Annotated in this window: 17 protein-coding genes, 1 tRNA gene and 1 riboswitch; of the genes, 7 read left to right on the plus strand and 11 right to left on the minus strand. The window is 49.1% G+C overall.

From position 1 onward, the window contains the following. Positions 1 to 475: 475 nt before the first annotated feature. Complete coding sequence (locus tag OYT88_RS01990; protein ID WP_274397679.1) at positions 476 to 772, plus strand: hypothetical protein; 297 nt, start codon at positions 476 to 478, stop codon at positions 770 to 772. A gap of 92 nt (positions 773 to 864) precedes the next feature. Here the strand turns inward: OYT88_RS01990 and OYT88_RS01995 are convergent, their stop codons facing one another. Then, complete coding sequence (locus OYT88_RS01995; protein ID WP_274397680.1) at positions 865 to 1,374, minus strand: NUDIX hydrolase; 510 nt, start codon at positions 1,372 to 1,374, stop codon at positions 865 to 867. Positions 1,375 to 1,567: 193 nt separating this feature from the next. Here OYT88_RS01995 and OYT88_RS02000 point away from each other — a divergent pair, with 193 nt between their 5' ends. The 3 genes from OYT88_RS02000 (at position 1,568) to OYT88_RS02010 (ending at position 4,218) form a co-directional block, all read left to right on the plus strand. Next, a complete protein-coding gene (locus OYT88_RS02000) occupies positions 1,568 to 1,849 on the plus strand; it encodes a YdbC family protein (protein ID WP_274397681.1) in 282 nt (93 codons plus the stop codon). A gap of 313 nt (positions 1,850 to 2,162) precedes the next feature. Further along, positions 2,163 to 3,077 (plus strand): 1,4-dihydroxy-2-naphthoate polyprenyltransferase, encoded by a 915-nt coding sequence (locus tag OYT88_RS02005; protein WP_274397682.1) that lies wholly within the window; start codon positions 2,163 to 2,165, stop codon positions 3,075 to 3,077. A gap of 137 nt (positions 3,078 to 3,214) precedes the next feature. Further along, a riboswitch (FMN riboswitch) is annotated at positions 3,215 to 3,343 on the plus strand. 269 nt (positions 3,344 to 3,612) lie between these two features. Continuing rightward, positions 3,613 to 4,218: an ECF transporter S component gene (locus tag OYT88_RS02010; RefSeq protein ID WP_443029718.1), complete on the plus strand. Its 606-nt coding sequence runs from the start codon at positions 3,613 to 3,615 to the stop codon at positions 4,216 to 4,218. 290 nt (positions 4,219 to 4,508) lie between these two features. On the opposite strand, the gene OYT88_RS02015 is transcribed toward OYT88_RS02010, so the two are convergent. After that, a complete protein-coding gene (locus OYT88_RS02015) occupies positions 4,509 to 5,024 on the minus strand; it encodes an acyl-CoA thioesterase (protein WP_274397684.1) in 516 nt (171 codons plus the stop codon). A gap of 371 nt (positions 5,025 to 5,395) precedes the next feature. Here OYT88_RS02015 and OYT88_RS02020 point away from each other — a divergent pair, with 371 nt between their 5' ends. Continuing rightward, the gene (locus tag OYT88_RS02020; RefSeq protein WP_274397685.1) at positions 5,396 to 6,310 is read left to right on the plus strand and encodes a 3D domain-containing protein; all 915 of its coding nucleotides are present in this window, start codon (positions 5,396 to 5,398) and stop codon (positions 6,308 to 6,310) included. 276 nt (positions 6,311 to 6,586) lie between these two features. On the opposite strand, the gene OYT88_RS02025 is transcribed toward OYT88_RS02020, so the two are convergent. From OYT88_RS02025 to lplA, 3 genes are all read right to left on the minus strand, one after another. After that, positions 6,587 to 7,690, minus strand: a complete 1,104-nt coding sequence (locus tag OYT88_RS02025) for a D-alanine--D-alanine ligase (RefSeq protein ID WP_274397686.1) — start codon at positions 7,688 to 7,690, stop codon at positions 6,587 to 6,589. Between the two features lie 193 nt (positions 7,691 to 7,883). Continuing rightward, positions 7,884 to 9,146 (minus strand): M48 family metallopeptidase, encoded by a 1,263-nt coding sequence (locus OYT88_RS02030; RefSeq protein WP_274397687.1) that lies wholly within the window; start codon positions 9,144 to 9,146, stop codon positions 7,884 to 7,886. Between the two features lie 198 nt (positions 9,147 to 9,344). Continuing rightward, a complete protein-coding gene (gene lplA, locus OYT88_RS02035; protein ID WP_274397688.1) occupies positions 9,345 to 10,334 on the minus strand; it encodes a lipoate--protein ligase in 990 nt (329 codons plus the stop codon). 276 nt (positions 10,335 to 10,610) lie between these two features. On the opposite strand from lplA, the gene OYT88_RS02040 reads away from it, so the two are divergent. Then, positions 10,611 to 11,261 carry a histidine phosphatase family protein gene (locus tag OYT88_RS02040; RefSeq protein WP_274397689.1) on the plus strand — a complete coding sequence of 217 codons (651 nt, stop codon included), beginning with the start codon at positions 10,611 to 10,613 and terminating at the stop codon, positions 11,259 to 11,261. A 100-nt stretch (positions 11,262 to 11,361) separates the two neighbouring features. Here the strand turns inward: OYT88_RS02040 and OYT88_RS02045 are convergent, their stop codons facing one another. The 6 genes from OYT88_RS02045 to bcaP form a co-directional block, all read right to left on the minus strand. Continuing rightward, a complete protein-coding gene (locus OYT88_RS02045) occupies positions 11,362 to 14,412 on the minus strand; it encodes a YhgE/Pip domain-containing protein (RefSeq protein ID WP_274397690.1) in 3,051 nt (1,016 codons plus the stop codon). A gap of 130 nt (positions 14,413 to 14,542) precedes the next feature. Continuing rightward, positions 14,543 to 15,115 carry a TetR/AcrR family transcriptional regulator gene (locus tag OYT88_RS02050; RefSeq protein ID WP_274397691.1) on the minus strand — a complete coding sequence of 191 codons (573 nt, stop codon included), beginning with the start codon at positions 15,113 to 15,115 and terminating at the stop codon, positions 14,543 to 14,545. A 308-nt stretch (positions 15,116 to 15,423) separates the two neighbouring features. Beyond that, positions 15,424 to 16,356: a ferrochelatase gene (gene hemH / locus OYT88_RS02055; RefSeq protein ID WP_274397692.1), complete on the minus strand. Its 933-nt coding sequence runs from the start codon at positions 16,354 to 16,356 to the stop codon at positions 15,424 to 15,426. After that, positions 16,346 to 17,407: a uroporphyrinogen decarboxylase gene (gene hemE, locus OYT88_RS02060; RefSeq protein ID WP_274397693.1), complete on the minus strand. Its 1,062-nt coding sequence runs from the start codon at positions 17,405 to 17,407 to the stop codon at positions 16,346 to 16,348. Before hemE ends, hemH begins: the two co-directional genes overlap by 11 nt. Before the next feature lie 271 nt (positions 17,408 to 17,678). Then, positions 17,679 to 19,865, minus strand: coding sequence for a transglycosylase domain-containing protein (locus OYT88_RS02065; protein WP_274397694.1), 2,187 nt, complete (start codon positions 19,863 to 19,865; stop codon positions 17,679 to 17,681). 348 nt (positions 19,866 to 20,213) lie between these two features. Next, complete coding sequence (gene bcaP / locus OYT88_RS02070) at positions 20,214 to 21,635, minus strand: branched-chain amino acid transporter BcaP (RefSeq protein WP_274397695.1); 1,422 nt, start codon at positions 21,633 to 21,635, stop codon at positions 20,214 to 20,216. Positions 21,636 to 22,016: 381 nt separating this feature from the next. Between bcaP and OYT88_RS02075 the strand changes: the two genes are divergently transcribed. After that, positions 22,017 to 22,089, plus strand: a tRNA-Ala gene (locus OYT88_RS02075). Positions 22,090 to 23,262: the final 1,173 nt, after the last annotated feature.

The raw sequence follows: 23,262 nt of genomic DNA on the forward strand, positions 1-23,262 counted from the left end.
ATGAATTTTGCAAGTTTATTTTAGGAGTATATGAATTTTGCAAGTTTATTTTAGGATTCGAGTATCCTTTGGCTCATCCAGATCTGATTATTCGCACTTATTGATTCCAGTCCGTTTACTGTCGATTTTTGGCCGTTACTGTCGATCTGCCGCGCTTATTTTGCACTCTACTAATGATAAGCGGCGCCCTATTGTCGCTAGCCGGCATTTTCCCGGCGATTTTTGCCATGATTCGTAGAAATACGGCGGGCCGGAGAAAAAGATCGGCCGTTTCCGCCATTTACTGCCGCCCGTGCATGACTTCCCCTTTTTCGAAAGAATAAACCGCCGCCCGCATGAACATTGAGAGGAATATATTGCCACATGCAGAGCGACCGCTCTTCAGAAGAATCGATGGTCTTCGCGCCGCGGCCCGGCGGGATACATGAGTTGAGGCGGTACTCAGTTTTTAGAATCCGGGAAGGGAATGAATGGTATGAGAGCCATCTTGGAATTAATCCGTATTATAGCAATACTTTCCATCCTCGGCAGCTTAATGGGAACTTCTGTGAAATTAATATACGCGGGTTTTGGAATAAACGTAGATCATACCGGCGGTGCCTGGTTAGCAGGGTTATCAATTCTTACTTTGCTTTTTGTATTGTATAGAAATAAACTGCAATTTTCCGGATTTTACAAAGGAGCCGGCAAAGAAAAATTACCGAAAAAAGTTAGTCATTCTCTGATTTTTTGTTCAATAGCCATGTTAATTTTAGCGCCCTTTTTTCATTAAACGGATCAACAGGAATGGAGAAAAACCCGGCAGTTCCGGGATCCCCCCTAAACAAAAGTTTAACCGGGCCCTTATAAAAACGATCAAGGCAATTATGAAGGCCTCCCGGAATGTACAGCATGCCCGGGAAGAGGCCGGATTTCAGAATGGACCACTGTGTCGCCGTGAAACGTACAATGATAGTCCGCCGGGCCCCGGCGCGCAATGTCAAGGACATCCTTCATAAAATAGCGCAGGGTCGGAACGGTTCCGAAGTTTGCTGCCGAGAGCAGCCATTTTTCTTTTTTCCATTCAAGAATTCCTTCTCTTGTCCTTTCCGGAGTCTCTAGTTCATCTTTATCGCCGATATCGGCCACAAAGACATACATTCCCTGTGCCTCTTCTTCATCAGGGTTCCAGGTCACTGTTCCCCGATAGACGGGGCGGCCGATTTTTAAACCGGTCTCTTCCCGGACTTCCCGGATCACGCATTCAGAGGGCGTCTCCCCCGGCTCCAGCTTGCCGCCGACTCCGTTCCACGCTCCCTGCCAGGGCGATTTTTCCCGATTAATCATTAAGATTTCATCCCGATATCTGATAAAGGCCAGTGTATAACGAAGCATGTTTCTCCCCCACCTCTCTGCCCGGGCTTTCTCATGCCGGACGGCCGGTACGCTTTTAGTGCCATTATAGCAAAATTATGACATGAAAGGTCTTTTCCGTCCTATTTCTGTGTATCCGCATTGACAGAACATCTGTTTGTGTTTAAACTGATATCAGAACATTTGTTCAAAAAAATTGATAGAGGTGATTGTTATGGCAGAAAAAAATTCAGAACTCCATTTCAGCATTATCCGGCATTTCGGCGTACTGGCTACGGAATCCGGAGGCTGGACAAAGGAACTGAACCTGGTCAGCTGGAACGACCGGGATGCAAAATACGACATCAGAAGCTGGGCTCCCGGCAAGAAAAAGATGGGGCGGGGCATTACCCTGACCGGAGTCGAATGCAATGAGCTCCGGACCTTGCTGAACACGCGCTTTCCTCAGCCTTCCCGCACCTCCGAAGCAAGCATCCCTCCCTCCGTCAATCCGTAAAAGCGCTTCTTCATCCTTTCCATTCGTTAAACACGGAATCTGTACCCTGCCTTAAATACTCCCGGTAATTTCTCTCTTAACATCTACAATTTTTCCCAGACGGCTTTTATGAGACTTTTCCGCTGCTTTTTCTGCAAGTTCGCCCGGCAGCCGCCGTTTTGAATATTGACACATCGGGCCGATTTCCATAAACTGAAAAGAGGAATCTTGTCGATTTTGTCGAAAATCGGATTTTTGCGGCAGGTGGTTTTCCATAAACCGCTTGATCTATGCCGTCGGCCTGCCGGATAACTTTTACTGGGAGAGATTGCACATGGGCGAACAAATTCCGGAAAAAAACACAGGTTTCAGAAGATGGTGGAGCATGATGCGTCCGCACACACTTACGGCTTCATTTGTTCCCGTTACACTCGGAACCGCTCTGGCACTGCCTTCAGGGAAACTGAATATCCCGCTCTTTATTGCCATGCTTATTGCATCGATGCTGATACAGATTGCGACCAATCTGTTTAATGAGTATTTCGACTTTAAAAGGGGGCTGGATACGGCAGAATCCGTGGGAATCGGGGGAAGCATCGTCCGGGACGGGTTCCGCCCGAAAATGATTCTGGATCTGGCTCTCAGCCTCTGCTTTGCCGCCATGCTGATCGGTGTGTATATCTGCATTGAAAGCAGCTGGTGGATCGCTGCCGTCGGATCGGTCTGCATCCTGACCGGGTATCTGTATTCGGGCGGCCCCTATCCGATCGCTTATACCCCGTTTGGGGAACTGGTTTCCGGTCTGTTCATGGGTGTCTTTATTATCTGGATTTCATTCTTTATTCAGACGGAAACGCTGACGCTGAGCTGTATTCTTATTTCGATTCCAATCGGCATTCTGGTCGGCGGGATTAATATGGCGAACAATATCCGCGACCTGACCGGCGATAAGAAAAAAGGGCGGCGGACACTGCCCGTCCTGCTCGGGCGCCCGAAAGCGATTCATCTGCTGGCTTCCCTCTTTGCTTTTTCTTACCTCTGGATGATCGGTCTCATGGCCTTCCGCGTGGAATCCGCTTGGATTCTGATCGTGTTTGCGAGCCTTCCCAAGGCCATTCAGGCAACGAGGCTTTTTCACGGCAAAACGAAGTCCATCCAGCTGATGCCGGCAATGAAAGCAACCGCACAAATGCAGACTTTGTTCGGGTTCCTTCTCTCTCTTGGATTAGTGCTTGATCATTTTATCTGAGTAGCGGTGCGTCTCTGAACGGAGACGCTTTTTTTATTTTCACCGGCCTTTATTCAACCGATCCTGCCGGTTTTTCTGAATGAAAGTATTGCCGGATTTTACAAAAAAAAGTATAATGAAGCTGTTAGCTGAATATGAGATTCCTTCAGGGCAGGGTGAAATTCCCGACCGGCGGTAATGGAATGTGTTCCAGAGTCCGCGAGCCGAAAGGTTGATCCGGTGAAAATCCGGAACCGACAGTACAGTCTGGATGGGAGAAGGATGATGTGCCGACGCATTTTTGCGTTTTAACGTGCATTTTCTTGAGAAAGGCTGCTTTTCCGCAGTGGAGCGGCGGCCCTTCGTTTTAAAAAAGCCCAAAGGAAAAATCCTTTGGGCTTTTTTGTCTCAACCGGGACCCTGCAGCCGGACCAGCCGCAGAAAAACGGCATCCGGTTTCTTAAAACCGGCAATGGGAAATGTCCGTGAATCAGGATCAAGAACGGAGTGCGCTTCACATCGTCCCCCAATTATAAAAAAATATGGGGTGATTATCTTGAAACAAGCATCATTAAAAAAATTGGTATTGGTTGCACTGCTGGCTACCATCGGTTTCCTGATCATGTTAATTGCTTTTCCGATTCCGATGATGCCGGGATTTCTGACGCTGGACTTCAGCGATCTTCCGGCACTGATCGGTACACTTCTGCTTGGTCCGGGGGCCGGAGTCGCTATTGAGGCCATTAAAAACATTCTTCATGTTCTGCTCACAGGTTCGCTGACCGTCGTTCCGGTCGGGGAATTCGCCAACTTTTCGGCAGGATCGATACTGATCCTCGTTTCCTGGTATTTTTACCATAAAAGACCGTCGATTGCTTCGCTCGCAATCGGAATGGTTCTCGGAACTGTGATCATGACGGCGATCATGTCGGTTGCCAATTATTTTGTCATTTTCCCGGGATACGCCCTTTTCCTCGGATTCAGTGTGAATATGGCCGTATCCCAGGCTCAGGCCGTCAATCACGGCATTGACAGCCTGCTGACGCTGATCGTCTACAGTGTTATGCCGTTCAATATCATTAAGGGTGCCGCCTTGACCGTTCTGATGATTCCGGTCTACACGCGCCTCAGAAACTTTCTGCAGAAACGCAGTATCGTCTGACCGGAAGGCTCGTCCGATCGGCATTATTATATAAAACCTGCATTCCCGTGTTTTTATACCAAGGTCATGAAAAAGCCTGATATTAACGTGTTTTTGGAGCTATATCAACTTGTATAATTATACTGATTAAACAGAAGCATTTATCTGACAATCCTTTATCGGTGCTGCTTACAGATACCTTGTTATCATTTCCCGGGAATCCAGGTTAAAAGAGAGGGCATCTCTTCAGTCGGCTTTTCGACTTTGAGATGCCTTTTTTTTTCGTTTCATAAATACCGATCAATCGGGACTCAACGATCCCACGGTTTTTTCAATGTCAGTCTCGACACAAAATTTCTTGTCTCGCTTCTCCTGTTCTGGCGATGAAGATAGCGTTTCTCCGCACTTTTGTACAGCATCTTCTCTTCGTCGCTTTCAGGAACCACTCCGGGAACCAGGATGGCCTTTCCATTTTCATCGACCGCAACAAAGGTCAGAAAACAAGTCGTACACAATGTGCGTTTCGCTGTCTTCAGTTCCTCTGTAATAATCTTTACGAAGACTTCCATGGACGTATGGTGTGTCCAAGTGACAATAGCCTCCAGGCAAACTGAAGATCCTGCTCTGATTGGGCACAGAAAATCTACTGAATCGATCGAAGCCGTAACAACCATTTGGCGGGCATGGCGCATCGCTGCGACTGCCCCGATGTTATCTACGTACATCATCAGCTTGCCGCCGAAAAACGTCCCATGGTTATTCGTGTCGCTCGGCATAACGTGCACAGACGTAACCGAACGCGACTCATTGACCTTTTTTTCCTCCATTTCCTTTCTCCCCCTGATCGCCGGTCTAATCCTGTGCCGGCTGTCAACAAATTTCATGATAAATAATAAAACAAGTCGATGTTAACCCAAAGTCGAAAAATATTCAACAGATTTCAAAAAATAATCCATTTTGCTAGGCCCAAAAAAAGCAGTTTGCATGAGACACGCCGGCACATCTTTGGAAATCTTTACATAAAAAAAAGACGAAAAAAAGGTCAAAACAATCTTGACAAATTCACAAAACCGTATTCCATTGTTACAAAACTGTAATCTCGCTAAAACACGGATGAGATATTCAACGCTTACAATTACCAATGGATGTAAATCATTGCCTTTCAGGCGTGGTTTGCACAATAAGGAGGGTTACATTTATGAATATCATTGAAAGGCTGACGGCGGTGACCGGTCTCGCGGTGTGTATCGGTGTCCTGACACCGACAACCATCGCATTGGCCAAGACGAGCAGTACAAATGATAGTCACACGATGAAAACCGAAAGTACTGAATCAGCAGCTGTAGGATTTGCCGTAAAGGTTCCTCAGAAACAATCAGGCGGAAAGGACATTAATAATACCTTGAACACGCTCCGCAAAGGAGACAAAGGTCCATCCATTGCCAAACTTCAGGAGGAATTGAAACAACTCGGTTATTATCACGGCGAAATAAACGGAGTATTCGGAGATCTGACGCTTAAAGCGATAGACAGCTTTCAGGCAGATCAGAAACTATCCGGCAGCGGCGAAGCGAATACCGAAACGACGGCTTTGCTCTATAATATTTATTACCATCAGTCCCAGCTGAAAGCCGCTCAGGCTAAAGCCGCAGAAATAACACAGCAGGAAAAAGCGGCGGCCGAAGCCAAGGCTCGGCAGGTGGCGGCTCAGCAGCAGGCTCAGTCGAAGCAGGCGGCGGCTCCTGTTGCACAGGCAGCTCCCCAGCCTCAAAAGGCAGCCGTCCAAAGTGTGTCATACACACCCGGAGCTGCAGCACGGCAGGCTCCGAAACCGGCAGGCAATACTTTGACTGTTCTCGCTACGGGCTATGCGCTCAAAGGTCTGACGGCAACCGGAACGAATGTGGGCGGCAATTCAGGTGCGAAAGTCATTGCCGTTGATCCTTCCGTTATCCCTCTCGGTTCGAGAGTTGTCATACCGGGCTACGGCACATATATCGCGGCAGACACCGGCGGAAGCATCAGAGGCAACCGGATCGACGTCCATTTCCCGACGAAAGCTGCCGCACTGGCTTTTGGGCAAAGGACACTGACAATTACCGTTATTCATTAATTCACCGCCGGGCCATCGATGAACAGCATCTGTTCATCGATGGTTTTTGCATTCAGGCTTCATTGAGCAGCAATTCAAGGTGCATTTTAAAGAGGGTGTCTCGATATCGGAAAATCGAGACACCCTCTTCCGTTTCATGAACACGCGTCAGGAACAGGCCCTGCATGATCCCCGCGCTTTTAACATATGCGCGTCAGCTTCATTTGCAGAAGCTTTCCCGGATTTTTCCGGCTCTCAAAAACAAGCCGCTCCTGTCTTTTTCCTCCATCCTCATGTTTACTCATCAATCCGATAGTGGATTTTCTGTTTCTCCCTGAATTTCTCAATGCCGAGATCGATCAGTTTTTCAATCAGATCCCGGTAAGATATCCCCGTATGCTGCCACAGCAGCGGAAACATGCTGAATTGAGTGAAACCCGGCATCGTGTTCACCTCGTTCAGGATGACACGATGATCCCCTTCCCGTATAAAAACATCGACTCTGGCCAAACCGGACAGATTCAAAGCGACAAAAGCCCTTTTTGCGACGTCTTCCAGCTCCGCCCTGACCTTGCCCGGCAGATCGGCCGGAATGATCAGCGTGCTCTTTCCTTCCTGATACTTCGACTGATAGTCATAGAAATCCGCCTCTCCGGTTTTTATTTCTCCCGGAACGGAGACAGAAAGGCTGTGATTGCCGATCACGCCGATTTCCACTTCGCGCCCGTCAATTTTTTCTTCGATGATCACCTTTGTGTCGAATCGGAAAGCTTCTTCCACCGCGGCAGAAAGGTCGGTTTCGCTGAGACATTGGCTGATCCCGACACTCGATCCGCAATTGGCGGGTTTCACAAAACACGGGTAGCCAATCGAATTTTTAACTTCAAGAATGACAGACGGGGCATCGCTTTCCCAGTCAAAACGAGGAACGGACAAATATTTGGGGCCCTGGATCCCATGTGCTGAAAAGACGTCCTTCATCAGCACTTTATCCATCCCGACACTTGATCCCGAAACTCCGGAACCGACATAAGCGATATTCAGCAGCTCAAACAGTCCCTGCACGGTTCCGTCTTCACCGTTAGGTCCGTGCAGCAGCGGGAAGACAACATCGGGCCGCTTATTAATGGCCGCAGCTGATGCAGATGGGGCGAGCCAGTGCTCCGCATTTGTTTCAAGCGTCTGATCTTCTTTAAGAAGCAGCTGATCCTTATATTCCAGTTTCTTTTTTATCTCGGATCCCGCAATCCACCGCCCGTCCTGCTGAATATAGACAGGAAGCACTCTGTATTTTTCCAGATCCATGGCGTTTATGACCGAATAAGCGGTTAAGAGTGAAATCTCATATTCCGTCGATCTGCCGCCGTAAAGCACAGCAACCGTTTTTTTTTCACTTGTCATCCTGATTTCCTCAATTCTCTTTCTATTTTTCTTTTCGTTTGAATAACTTCGGGCAAAGAGTCCGGCCGTGACCGTGTTTAAATTCCGGCCCGTATCCGTCGTCTTTTTTAGTTTAGCACAAACAGACGGAGTGGGAAGACTTCCCGAAGAAGAAAAAACAGGCAAAAATTTTTAATTGCAAATGCCGCTCCACTCACTTTTTTAAGTTTGCATGTTCCAGATAATTTATCCGGTCAAGCATGGTCGGGTGATCGTACTGCATGAATTTTACCAATGCCGGGGGATTCATTTCGCCGAGGCTGGCTGCCGAGAGCTTTTGAAATGAAGAAATGGCCGCCTGCCGATTCTGTGTCATCTGAATGGCATAAACGTCGGCCGCATGCTCAAACTGACGCGAAACGGCGTTCTGAACAGGCTCTCCGGCAAAAGAAAGAAGTGAAAACAGCAGCAGGACAAGGGGCAGAGCCGCCAGATCGCCGGGATGCGCCAGATTCAATCGCGGACCCCAGTGCTGAACCGTCCAAAGCAGCCCTTTGGCGGCAAGAAAAAGTCCGATGAACAGCCCGGCCAGTGTGGCAACCGTACCCCAGAGAATATGGTGCATCACGTAATGCCCCATTTCATGAGCCATGATAAACAGGACTTCGGGACGGCTGAGCTTCTGAACGGTCGTATCCCAGAGAACAATGCGCAGATGCGAGCCGATTCCATTCACATAGGCGTTCATAGCATTCGTCTGATTCGACATATCGACTTCATAGACATTGTTCGCCGGAATGCCCGCATGGGACGCCAGATTAAGAATCTCGCTTTTCAGTTCACCGTTCGGCAGGCTTTGAAAGTGATTATAAAGCGGATCGATCACAACCGGCTGCAGATAGAGGATAAACACAATAAACGGTACGGACAGCAGCCAGACCGGCAGCCACCAGTTCCGCGGATTTCTGCGGATAAAAAAGAAAATAACGGTGAGTGTAATCAACGAAATCAGGCCGTCGACCGCGAAAGAAATGCCCTGATCCCGGATCCAGTCCGAAAAATGCTGAACGGATATTCCGTAGTGGACGGACAGTTGATATTGGGCAAAATTAACCGGGAAAAAAACGGCAGCGGAAATCAGCGACAGTATCGCAAAACAAATAAAGATCCGGACAAGGAAAAGGGAGGACAGTCCTTCGGCGCGCCGTCTCAGCCATTGCGAGAAACCCGAAATCAGCACAAACAGATAGACGGCCCATTCAAGCGGAATAGACGCAAAGGACAAAAAGTGGCGCCAGGCATTATAGGTTGTACTTTCGGCAAGCTGACGCCCGTTCATAAACTGTGACGGATCGGCCGGGGTTCCTTTGATGCCGGGCGGAAGGCCGGATTTCGACCAGACGAAAAAATAACCGGCCATCAGCATTATATAAATGAAATAAAAAACAATAAAGCCTGTAAAGGCAGCTTTCCTCAAAAAGATCCTCCCCTTCAGCTTAGCAAAGACTGAGCCGCTCCTCAGGGCGCTGACAGACCGGCCATTCTTAGCTTAGTTTTCCGCCCCGGATTTTAGAACAAGCCTGCCTTTCTGAGGCTGCTTAAAATCGACGGTGTCCGTCTCTTTTCCGCTGTCCTCTAAGACGCTGCACGGCTTTAAAGATGCCGCCCCTGACTGTCAGAACATGAGAGAAATGATGTCATCAAAACCGATCTGACCGAAATACTGATGGACATCGAGTGTCTTCAGGCGATCGGCAACGGTGTCCTTTTTATACTGAATGCCGGTCAGGAGGCGTTCGACCTCGCTTACATCTTCCGTGCCGAAGAAATCCCCGAAAATCGAAAGATGTTCAATATAGCCTTTTTTTACAGCGAGACGGACGTCCACCCGCCCTCCGGAAAAACGTCTGCTCTTTTTGACATTGAATTCCGGCGACTTCCCGAATACCCACTCCCAGTTGCGGTAGCGCTTTTTCGCAAGCGAGACAATATGGATCCAGTCCTCGTCGGTGATCGCGTATTCCGGTATTTTATTTTCGCCTTCAAAAAGATAGTGCAGAAGCGTTTCCCTGAATTGGCGGATATCCATATCTTCGCTCAGATGCTCGCGAATATTGGTTACCCGGCTGCGTACTGATTTGATCCCTTTGGATTCATACTTCTCGGCATCCGGATTCAGCGCAAGCGAAACATTTTCGAGATTCACGTCAAAGAGCAGAGTCCCATGGCTGAAAATGCGCCCTTTCGTCACAAATTGTGCATTTCCGGATATTTTTTTCCCGTCCACGGTCAGGTCGTTGCGCCCCTCGAGCCGTGCATCGACTCCGAGATGTTTCAGCGCCCGGATGACCGGTTCGGTGAACCTGCGGTAGTTATTGAAACTGTCGCCGTCGTCGCGGGTGATGAAGCTGAAACTGAGATTGCCGGGATCATTATAAACGGCTCCGCCGCCGGACAGGCGCCGGGTCACAGTGATGTCGTGAGAACGAATGTAATCCATGTTGACTTCTTCTATCGTATTTTGGTTGCGCCCGACGATCACGGTCGGCGTCATCCGGTAGAACATCAGATAAGTCTCGTCTCTGTCCAAATGTGTCAGTGCGAATTCTTCCAGTGCAAAATTCAGCGTCTGATCAAGAATATCGCGGTTATTGATGTATTTCATCATCCGTCCCCTTTTCGCCGGTTAAATACCGATCTCTTTTTCATATCTTAAAACGGTTCCATGCATTCGTCCAGAACAAAGCCCGGCCAGCGGCACCAAACGAAGCGAAGTTTCTTTTTCGCCCGGCGCCGGGCCTCCTGCAGGTGAAATGAGGATCGGCCTCTTTACAAGAAAACCCCTTTTACGCTAAGCTTAACACGTCCATTGTTTTTTAAAACCGTTTTATCTCAGAGAGAAGAAAAATGTTACCCACGATTATTGTCTGGAGGATGTGGAATGAAAACAATTTATCTCGTCAGGCATGGACAAACGCTTTTTAACAAACTGAATAAGGTGCAGGGATGCTCCGACTCGCCGCTGACTGAAACCGGGGCGCGCCGGGCCGCCGAATTAGGCGCACGCTTTAAGAAAGAGGGCATCGTGTTTGATGCCGCCTTCACGAGCGATCTCGGGAGAGCCAGGCAGACCGCAAAGCTTATTCTGTCACATTCGGCAAGCCCCGATGTGCCCCTCGTTGAAACCGCCGATCTGCGCGAGGTCGGCTTCGGCATGTTCGAAGGAGGCCCGAACAACCTGATGTGGCAGCGGGTAAGCGAAGAAACGGGCGATCTTGTGATCAGCGGAGATTCGCCGGATGAATTAAAAGTCCGCGGGCTGGATATATTGAAGAAGCTGGACAGCGCCGGACTTGCGGAGAGTTATGGCGACGTCAGAAAACGGGTTGCCGAGGTCCTGAATCTGCTTGCCGCTTCCAAACAGTCCGCCGTTCTCGCCGTCAGCCACGGACTGTTCATCAACTGTCTGCTCTTTTCTCTCCTGGACCGGGACAAGCGGGTTTCGTCGATTCCGAATACGAGCGTGACCAAACTTGTGTATGATAACGGCACTTTTACCGTCCATTATATCGGACGGATTGAAAATCTTTAATGAATCAGGCTGAATAGAATCATCAGACAAGGAAAAAACCGCCGAACGGGCCGATCACAGCCCGACGGCGGTTTTTTCCCCAGCCGTTGTTTTTCATTTTTTAGGATTCGGCCGTCGTCTCCCGATACGAAGCGCTCGTTCTCGGCGGTCTGTTATTCAGATGGAATTTCACCGTAAAGCCGATCATGCTCAGCACGAGTGCAGAGACGAGAAATCCGGCCAGAATAAGCGCATTCTGGGCAAGCATCGCCTGCTGACGGCCGTCGATAATATTTCTGAATCCGGCGACGCTGTATGTCATCGGGAGGATGCGGGCGACAGGCTGAATCAGGCTCGGAATCAGCTGAACAGCATAGGCTCCGCTGCTGGTAACGAGCTGCAGAATCAAGATAACCAGAGCGATGAATTGACCGACATTACCGAACGTCCCGGCAAGAAAGAGGATAATCGCCATGAAGGTCGCACTGGTCAGCACGCTGAAGCCGACAAACGTCCACGGATGCGACACATTGAGCCCGAGTCCTTTAAGAACCGTGAAATCGATCAGAAACGAGCTGCCGATACTCATCAGTATCGTGACCAAAAACTTGCTCAATGCTATGGCTGCGCCATTTTGAGAAAGGCCCGCCGGACGCCCGAGATTATAGATGATTGTCAGTATCAATGCCCCGATAAAAAACGCGAGCGAGATAAAATAAGGAGCAAAGCCCGATCCGAATGTGTCGACCGACTGATGCGTCCCGTCGATCGCCGTCACCGGCTGCGAAAATTTAGCAGCATGGGCATTGTCTGTCGGCGTAGCGGCAAGCTGGCTGTGCGCACCGGATAGATTGCTGCCCAGTGTCTTGTTGCCGTTATAAATTTTCTGCGCACCGGAAGCCAGTTGATTTGTTCCGCCGGCAAGCTGGTCCTGACCATTTGAAAGGCTGGAGACGCCGCTGTTTAAAGTATTCATATTCGTCGCTAGTTGATTACTCCCGGAAACAAGCTGATTCGTTCCGGTCTGCAGCGACTTCATGCCGCCAACCAGCTGAGGCCAGGTTTGATTCAGTTCGCTGTTGCCTGCCGCAAGCTGGCCGGCACCTTTTTCCAGTGCCTGAGTCGCACCCGGAACTTTGGACAGATTGGTCTGTAGGGTGTTCATTCCGGCAATCAGCCGATGCGTTCCATCGCTTAATTTAGCAAAATTAGATTGCAACGATTGAGAACCGCTGCTAAGCTGTGTCACTCCGCTGTCGAGCTGGGTTACGGCGGAAGAGAGCTCATTTAACTGATCGGTCATTTGTTCTATCGAGCGGCTTGAATTGACTTGATCAGCCAATGTATTCGTACCCTTTTGCAGTGTCTGCATGCCAAGAGACAGGCTCGGGCTCCCGTTGTTCATTCCATTTTGTCCGGGTACGCCGACAACATTGTTTCTCAAATCCGTTATCCCTGCGGCCAGTTGGTTTACCCCGGACTGAAGTGTCACGCTGGTCCCGTTTGCTACTATTCCTGCGGTCAGTTGTTTCTGCCCATTGACTAATTCGGTGACGCCTGCGGTCAATCCCGGTTGGCCGCTAACACCGTTTAAGCCTGCTGAAAAGCTGTTCAGACCGCTATTTAAATTTTTCGTCTGCGTGGACAGGCTGCTGCTTATAGCCGTTAAATTGCTGCCTATCTCTTTAACCAGAGATACTGTTGCCTGCTGTTCCGTTGTCTGTATCTTGCCAATCTGAGCGGATAAATTGTCTTTTTGAGTTTGAGTTAAGCTGGCATCGGAGTTGATCGTACTGATCATTTCCCCATTGCTGCTCGCTTCGTTTTGAACGATTTTCGTCAGATCATCACTGATTTTTTGCTGCAGCTGCCCAAGCGCAGCAGCGGTCGTCGGATCATTCACCTGACTTTGCATATTTTTAATGCCCGCTGTCAAATTCTTAAGCCCGCTGACTAATTGATCAAGATTTTCAGGCTTCGTACCGCTCAGCTGATCGGCCAGGCCATTTACTTCCTCCTGCAAACGAATCATTCCGGAATAAAGCTGCGGAACCCCTGTTTTCTGATCAGCGAGCTGGTTTACCCCATTGGCCAATTGATTGGTGCCGCTGTTGACCTGATTAATTCCGCCGCTCAGCTGATTCATTTGGCTGGTAAGACTGTCAATCTGCGGTTTTGAAGCGGCGAGCCGGCTGTTCAGCCGGTCCAGTCCGTCTTTTTCCTGCTGCATCCCTTGCTGGAATTGATTCAGTCCGGCAAGATACTGATCCACTCCGCTTGTCAGGGACTTTGATCCGCCAGCCAGCTGTCCGGAGCCATTGGCAAGCTGCACCGCACCTTTGTTCAGCCGGTTAAGATTATTCGCAAGCGAATTGGCGCCGTCCGCCAGCTTTGCTATATTGTCACTATTTGAACGGGTCTGACTGTAGAGCTGGTTCGTACCGTTCGCGGCTGTTTTTAATCCCGTATTCAGCTTCGCCGTGCCGCCGGCGAGCTGCCCGGAGCCATCGGCGAGCTGATTCGTGCCGTTCATCAGACTTTTAAAACCGCTTTTCAATTGATTCAGGCCGGCAACTTCCTGGCCGCCGCCTTTCGCAAGATCCTTCGATCCCTGAGCAGCAGTGTTCAGGCCGCGCGAAAGTTTATCCAGCTGGGCATACATCGACTGAGCGTATAATTTTGTAACTTGAGACGATACGTCCGCTTTCAGTGTATTCAGCCCGGTTCCTGCCATTTTAGCGGCAACGAAATTATAATCGGAGTTGATCTGGTAGTACAGATTGGCCGGTCTGACTGTTTTATCGACTAAAGTTGTAGCATTTTTCGAAAAGCTTGCCGGTATCCGGACAACCATAAAGTAACGATTATTTTTAAACCCGTCATTCGCCTTCTGATTGCTGACAAACTGCCAGTCGAAATGATTATCTTTTTTAAGTTTCGAAACCAGATCGCTGCCTGCATTCAGATGCTTTCCGTCAAGCATTGTGCCCTGATCCTGATTGACGACGGCAACCGGCAGATGTCCGCTCATTCCATAGGCATTCCAGAAGGCGTAGAGAAACATACCCGCATAAAGGAGCGGGATGCACATCACGGCAAGCATAAAAATAATATTTTTCGGTTTGCCGACAATGGCCTTCACTTCTTCCCCGAATAATTGAAAAACATTCATGAAGCAAAACACCCTTTTCCTTGCACCTTAAAATTTTTTAACCGGCACATTCATTTTATATATCTGCGGCAATCATTATGACCATACCGGTCATTTGGTCATTTTGTACGATAAAAAAAGCATCGGATCATTATTTCTTTAATCCCCTTACCAGATACAGATCAAATAGATTGGCAATCTCTTCGCTGCTCAGGGGAGCGTGCCGTTCTTCCCAGTCAAAAACAAGGGCGATATACAGCTTCAGAATAACAAACGACGTGATCCTGGTGTCACACGGCTGAATTTCTCCCTTAGCGATCGCATCCTTCACGTAACCCTCAAGGAAGAGAAGAATCGCGTCTTCTATATTGGCCAGCGCCTGTTTTGCCTGTATCGTGCCGATTTCTTTGATTTCCTGCGTCAGTTTGATCGTCAGCTGATGCTCCTTGCGCAGTTCCAGCACATTGTACAGCGCCCGGTGCAGATTGACGAAAAAGCTGTCCTCCGGATGGATCGCATTCAGCGCCACTTTTTTAAGCTTTTGGATAAACTGATTCATAATCGCATAGAACAATTCCTCCTTATTCTTATAAAAAGTATAAATTGTCCCTTTGCCGACATTGGCCACGCGTGCCACAAGATCCATTGTCGTAGCCTTGTAGCCGAAAGATGCAAAAGTTCTTTCAGCCGCTTTGGCAATGCTCTCTTTACGATCGACAACCATTTTTATCACCGATTTCTGACCGAATAAGCAAATCGGTCATTTAGTATTGCAAAAGCATCTCATCATCTAAAACATGCGCTTATAAGCGTGCGAATGCGTCGGTCCCGATCGCGGTTTTTTTCAGAAACCGCTGCATCTTCCCGGACAGGTTCGGCAGGAACGCAAACAAAGAAAAAAACTCCTGCTGCCGCCTGAAAAAAAACAGACCGCTCAAGTAAGCCGATCCAAAAGGGAAACGATTCATCCTGTGAGGCGGACTGCCGCCCCATCCGGTTTGCTGTCCGCTTCAGAAAGAGGGGGCGCACCCTCTACTGATCCAGCACCTTGAGCACCGCTGAGGAGAGGGCGTCGATAAAAAGCGGATCGGTATCAGGCATCTGCGGACGGTGATAGATGCCGCCGAGCGATTCGACGAGCCGCCGGCACTGCTGATCATTATCATAAAGCACCTCCAGATGCTCGGACACGAAACCGATCGGGCAGAATATAAAATGTCGATAGCCCTCTGTTTCTCTCAATGTCCGGACGATATCAAGCACATCCGGCCCGAGCCACGGGTTGCGCGTTTTTCCTGCACTCTGCCATGCCCGGACATAGTGGCTGATTCCCGCTTCCCCGGCAATCGCTTCCGCCGTTTCCGCAACCTGGTCGGGATACGGATCACCGTTTTTCAGAATTTTCTCCGGCAGGCTGTGGGCCGAGAAAATAACGACACTCCGATCCTGTTCAGATTCCGGAATCGATGCCAGGGTCTGCCGAATCTGTCCCGCCCAGAAACGAATGAAATTTGTCTCCCTGTACCAGCTCTCAATGGGCACAATCTGCGGACCGTCTGATTTTTCTGCAGCCGCACGCGCCCTGTCGGTATAGGACTGAACACTGAATCGCGAATAGTGGGGCGCCAGCACAAGTGCAACGGCACGGCTGATGCCGTCCTCATGAATCCGCCTGACCGCGTCTTCAATAAACGGGTGGATATATTTAAGTCCGAGATACGCTTTAAAAGTCAGAGCCTGCTGGCGCTCGTTCAGCCTGCTCTCCAGAGTCAGAGCCTGCCGGCGCGTCAGTTCCGCGAGCGGAGATACCCCGCCGATCCGCTCATAGCGGCGGGTCAGATCGGCAATCTGCTCATCGCTCGGCCGCCTGCCGTGACGGATCGCCGTATAATAAGGCACGATATCCTCCTTTTGATAGGGCGTGCCGTAGGCCATGACAAGCAGGCCGACTGTCTCATTTTCCATTTGTTTGCACCAGCTTTTTCATATTTTTGGAATAATCATGAACAAAATCCGTCAATGTTTTCAATGCCTGTTCTTTGACTTCCGGAAAAACGCCATGGCCCAGATTAAAAATGAACCCTGTTTTCCCGCCTGATGCATCAAGGATTTCTCCGGCGCGTTCTTTTAACAGTTCCGGGGGAGCAAGCAGCAGCGAGGGATCGAGATTGCCCTGAAGAGCCTTGCCGCCCGCCTGTCTGCGCGCCTCGGCAAGCGATGTGCGCCAGTCGACGGAAAGCACATCGGCCGGAAGTTTGGCCCATTCCTTCAGCAGATGGCCCGCTCCCGCCCCGAAATAGATACTTACCGCTCCGGTCTGCTTAAGTTCTGTAAAAATTTTTTCCATGGACGGAGCTATATAAGTCCGATAATCTTCCTCTCCCAGGGCGCCGACCCACGAATCAAACACTTGAACTGCCTGAGCGCCCGCCTCAATCTGCGCCTGCAGATAAGCAATGGTCAGCTCGGAAAGATAATCCATCAGCACCTTCCAGTCGCCGGGCTGTGTATACATAAACGCCTTTGTCCGATGATAATCTTTTGACGGGCCGCCTTCCACCAGATAGCTTGCCAGTGTAAAAGGAGCACCCGCAAAACCGATCAGCGGAACCTGAAGCCGGCGGCGGAGTATTTTGATCGTCTCAAGTACGTAAGGTACGTCAGCGCGGGGATCCAGCCCGCCGAGGCGGGTCAGATCTTTCCCCGATTTTACCGGATGCTCAATGACCGGCCCGACCCCTTCAACGATTTTCACATCGAGTCCCCGTGCTTTCAGAGGCGTCATGATGTCTGCAAACAGGATGGCCGCGTCCACCCCCAGCTTTTCGACCGGGGAACAGGTAACCTGCGCACAGATTTCCGGATTGCGGCTGATGTCGAAAAACGAATAGTTCCTGCGAATCTCCCGGTACTCCTTCTGGTAGCGTCCCACCTGACGCATATACCAGACCGGTATGTAGGGGACCTCTTCATGTCTGCATGCTCTCAGAAATATATCATTCAGCAATTTATCCAATCCCTTTCAAAGGATGCCGAGGCTGTCTCATCAATTGATTTTTCGATTTTGAAGCAGTCTCTCCAATTTTTTAAAACATCACAGACTCATTTTCCGAACCTCAATCTCATCGCCGCTCCCCCTTTGCGGACAGCCTTTCTTAGGGCAGCAGCAAAATAAGACAAACGGCATTCTCCGTCTGACAATTTATAAGCCCTGTTCTTCGCAAGCCGCCGGGCCCCGCAGCGTTTCTTCGGACATAATTCTATTTTACGAGATAAAACGACAAATTTCACCCTGAATTTCCCAAAGCCGTCCCCTGCAGGCGGGAGAACCAGTTCACGTCGACTTTAGGTGAAGACGTTCCCTGCTGATTGGTCTGCGGATTATAAGGCACCACGAAATAGGTAGCCGTGGTCATCGGATTGATAAAATTGATCTGATACTGGCTTTCTCCGGTGACTTCCCCTTTAAGCGTGCTGACTCCGTTCTGTTCCTCGAAAATCCGGTAAACAATCCGTTTGTCGGACGAAGCGTCCCAGGTCAGTTTCAATGCCGGCATGGCGAATTTTCCAAGTGTTCCCTCTATATTTAAATGAGTCACCTGCGCCAGCCGGATCGGCTGATCAAGGTCGGACACGTTTGCCGGTTTAACAAATGCAAGGCGCGACTCGCCCGGAACATTATTAAGCACCGATTTAAACAAACGAACGGCGTCGTCGCTGGATCCCGAAAGGAACTGATTTGCGCTTGTCTGATCGTATCCGATCCAGACGGACCCGACAACATCCGGCGTATAGCCGACAAACCAGGCGTCTCTCAGTCCGTATTTCGTATAGGCTGTCGAACCGGTCTTCCCGGCAAGTGCCGCATCGGTATAGCCGGCCTGCGCCGTTCCGTTTTTCACGACGGACTGGAGCATCCGCGTCATGTACCAGGCGGTCTGAGCTGAAAAAACTTTCGTTTTCTTCGTCTGCGCCCCGCCGATCCGGCGGCCATTGGAATCGTAAATAGACTGAATGAAGTACGGCGTCGTTTTCACTCCCTGATTGTCGAATGCCGTATAGGCCGTTGCCATTTGCAGCGGAGAAACGCCCTGCTGCAAACCGCCGAGAGCGATGGCCAGACCGTTATCCGGCAGATTGAATCCCAGTTTAGACAGATACGTCTTGCTGCGGCTGATCCCGATCTGATCGAGCAGCCAGACCGCCGGAGCATTCTGCGAGACCGTGACGGCGTCATACATCGACATTTGTCCGTTATAAACGCCATTATAATTTTTAGGCGCATAGTTGCCGTAATTTTTATAGACGACCTGTTTATCCTGAAGCATGGAAAAAGGCTGATAATTTCCCGAATCAAGCGCCGGGCCGTACACGGCGAGCGGTTTAAATGACGATCCCGGCTGCCGTAAAACATTCACCCGGTTATAACCGCCGCTCACGTAATCCCTTCCGCCCTGAACGGCGAGAACCGCACCGTCCTTGCTCATCAGCACAAACGCGCCCTGGGGCGAAACATTCGGATTCGTGCCGCGAAAATAACTGCTGTTATTAAACGCCGTGTAGGCCGCCTTCTGTGCCTGAATGTTGATCGGAACGACAATTTTATAGCCGCCGCGCATCAGTTCATCATTCCCGATATGGTAGCGCTGCTGAGCTTCATCCTTGATCATGTCGATATACGTATCATACTCCGGATGGCTCTGGATCTTCGTTACATTAAGCCCCAATGTCTTGCCCTTCAGCCGGACGCACTGCTCCGCCGAAAGATAGCCGTTTTTCTGCATGAGGTCCAGAACGAGATTGCGCCTTTGAAGCGCAAGGGTCGGATGGGAGATCGGCGAATAGCCGTTCGGGCCCTTTGGAAGCGCGGCAAGCAGCGCGCCCTCATCTTCGGTCAGCTGGCTGACATCCTTGTTGAAGAAAAATTTTGAAGCCATCTCAATCCCGTAAATGCCATTGCCGAAATAGAGCTGATTCAGATACATCTCGAGAATCTGATTCTTGCTGTATTTTCGTTCCAGGCTGATGGCGATCGCCGCTTCTTTCAGTTTCCGAAGCCACGTCTTGTCGTTCGAAAGATAGGCATTTCTGGCAAGCTGCTGCGTAATCGTGCTGCCGCCTTCCGCCTTCTGGCCCGACAGAATATCCGTCACGGCGGCGCGCAGCGTTCCGCGAAGATCAATTCCGGAATTTTGATAAAAGCGCGAATCCTCCGTCGCAATAAAGGCGTTCTGGACATACTTCGGCACCTTTTTTAAAGAAACGGGGTCCCGGTTCTCTTCATAGAGTTTTGAAATCTCATGTCCCTGCTGATCAACGATGACCGACGTCCGGCTCATCACCAGGCTTTGATCATCGGTCAGATAGTTGCCAATAAGAAGAAGTATAAAAAAGACAAGCAGCCCGACAATCACCGCACCCAAGATAAAGTAGGCGACCATAAACAAACGTTTATATAACCCGGCCTTATCCATTCGAATCATTTCTCCTTCGCAACGTCTTGTGTGCATCATGCCAATTATATTATTCGCCTTTACGTGCTGAACTATCTCTTTTACCTTACCAAAAAAATAAAGAGCTCAAGCGGATTACAAAAATTTTTGACAGGATGGAACGGAATAAAGAGAAACCCGGCAGCGTTCCCGGACGCAGCCGAGATTCATTCTTCTTAACTTTCTTTTCGCATAAAAAAAGGTACCACCAGTTCAGCCTTGTGACACCTTCAAATTCTATACTTATCTTATTAAAAAAACAGCATTTTTCACATTGCTGCGAAAAATGCCGCCGAAAATTATCTATATTTCAGTACAAATCTGCCTCCGTCAGGACACGGAAGAAGAAGATTTTTCCGATTCGAGCGCCTGGCTGAGCAGGCTGTGATTCCTGCTGTATGCAAAGTAGACGACCATACCGATTGCAAACCAGACGACAAAGCGAAGCAGGGTCGCCGGTTGAAGATGAATGACCAGATAGCCGCAGGACAGGACAGCCAGCGGAACGACAACGGGTACCCAAGGTGTCCTGAACGCTCTTTTCAGATCCGGTCTCCTTACACGAAGGACCCAGACCCCGATCGAAACGATGATAAATGCAAACAGTGTTCCGATATTCGCCAGTTCGGCAACGATGCCGATCGGAAGGAAGCCTGCGGTAACCATGGTTACAATAGCAACAAGCACGGTCGACATCACCGGTGTCTGGTGCTCTTCGCTGACTTTGCCGAATACCTGGGGAATGAGGCCGTCCCGGGCCATCGCGAAGAAAATACGCGTCTGGCCGTAAGTGATGACGAGCAGCACCGAAGTAATCCCGCAGATTGCGCCGACGGAAACAAGCGCGGAACCCCAGTTAATGCCGATCTGCTGAAGGGCATAAGCAACGGGAGCGGATGTGTGGGCAAATGCGGTATATTTGACAACACCGGTAAGAATGGCTGAAACGACAATATACAACGCTGTGCAGATCAGGAGCGAATAAAGAATGCCGCGGGGAAGGTCTCTCTGCGGATTCTTTGTTTCCTCAGCCGCCGTCGACACGGCATCAAAGCCGATATAGGCAAAGAAGATGACGGCCGCGCCGGAAACGACGCCATTAAAACCGAAAGGCATGAACGGAACCCAGTTGGACGGCTTGACATGCCAAACAGCCAGAACAATGAACAGAGCGATCACAACTAATTTGATAATCACGATTGCACTGTTCAAATTCGATGTCTGCCGGACGCCGGTAATCAGAAGCCAGGCAATAAGAGCAATAATGAGCATGGCCGGAAGATTGACGATGCCTCCGTCAAGCGGCGCCAGCGTGAAGGCTTTCGGCAGCGTCAGTCCGATGCTCTGCAGCAAAGAGACGGCGTAGCCCGACCAGCCGATGGCAACCGCGCTGATTGCCACGGCATATTCAAGAATCAGATCCCAGCCGATGATCCACGCCCAGATTTCGCCGAGAGCAGCGTAGCTGTAAGTATAAGCGCTGCCCGCAACCGGAACTGTCGAAGAAAATTCGGCATAGCACAAAGCGGCGAAGAAGCAGGCCAATCCGGATAAAATAAATGAAATGACAAGTGCGGGGCCTGAATAATTGGCCGCCGCAACCCCGGTTAAAACAAAAATACCGGTTCCGATTACGGCTCCGATGCCGAGCAAGGTCAGGTCAAATGCGCTCAACGCCTTTTTCAGGCCCTGCTTGCCCTTTGTTTCGGCAATCAGGCTTGCGATCGGCTTCGTTTTAAAAATATTGCTCATACAAAATTCCTCCTACTTTTTAAATAATGTAAATTGCGAGAAAAATAGATGTAATAAAAAATTACAATTAATAATTTTCATTATACTCATTATTCATAAATATTCAATACACTCCGACTAATTTGTTCATTCACTCATCTCAATAATTTCTGTCAGGCTGCGAATGATAGCGTATTCAAAAATAAATAAATTTTGTTTATTTTTAAACGAAAAAATGTTTCATCTTATAACATAATAATGTCAGATAAAGAGACAAAATTGAACGGACAACATCTTTATTAAAGCTCCCGAGCATTTATCATAAATATTCGGTCTCACTTATTGACGGTCACACAATATTTTGTTAAACTATTTGAGTTGACGTAAATAAAGCAATGATCTGGGGCATTAGCTCAGCTGGGAGAGCGTTGCCTTCGCATGGCAGAGGTCAGGGGTTCGATCCCCCTATGCTCCATCTATTTATTGAAAGAAGCCGATTGCAGCAGCAATCGGCTTCTTTATTTTACTATAATAAAAACAAACCGGACTCATTCCGGATGATGCACTGTGAAACTCTTATCGTCATAACAATCTGAAAGCAGAAAATTTGGTAATCGGCAGATAATCATTTCGCCGTCACGAAAAAGTCATCATGATTTATCTATGTTGCCTCACCGCGTTGCGCGTATCATTCAAATGACTCCGGAAGCCAGTAAGTTCTCCGAAAAGTAATGGATAACTTCTCCAAGTGCAAAGAAAAAGAATCACAACCTGCGGCCCGGCTGTATGGATTGGATTTCAGTTCCTTATCGACCATTAGTAGCCGTTTATCGGTCGTCGACGGTGTTTAATCGGTCTTCAGCAAGTCCAGCCGATTCATCAACCGGGACAGAGATTTATCGGCCATCGCAGAAGTTTATTGATCTTGGAACCGCTCGTCGCCTTTCGAGAAACGGTTTCAGGAAGAGTCGATCATGAATTGACGGCAAGCATAGCCGGACAATGAGCGAACGGGATACTTAAAGTCGGTACCGTAATTCTGAACAAATTGACTGCTTTGGATTTTACTTTGTACGGTGGAGCATTTTTTGCGAATTTGGCTTCTTTAATGTTAATCATAGGCGCAGGGATTGCCTCTAAAGCCTTGAAGGAAAAATATATATTAAGAGAATTAAATGGTGCAGAACGGATTAAAGGTTAGAAGGGATTTGCTGTACAAAATCCATATTTCATTCAATTAATTTACATTTTCCATAATGAGGTCAACGATGCCATTTTTCAGTCCGGCTTTTTAAACGATCCCACGGAAAAATTGGAACGAACGCGGCCGGCCGGCTTGTCCCGATTTTTTCTGCTGAACAATTTCTGGTTTCTCAAATATTCATTCCACGGAATCCTTAATGACACAGCATCCGGAAATACAGAAAAAAATACGAGGGGCTGAACATTTCTGCGGTTTTGCCCTCGTATTTCCAAATCTGTCTCCGCATTTGCCGCAGTCAGGAAATAAATATTCAGAATCAATTATTCAGGACCCGATAAATCAGTTTGTCTGAAGTCATTGCTGTCAATCCGGATCGCCAAGTGAAAAGTCCTCCGCTGCGAAAAAAAGGCCGATCCTCATTGTTTCAAATTCCAGCGCCGATTC

The sequence above is a fragment of the Sporolactobacillus sp. CQH2019 genome (assembly GCF_028765345.1).
Lineage (GTDB): Bacteria > Bacillota > Bacilli > Bacillales > Sporolactobacillaceae > Sporolactobacillus.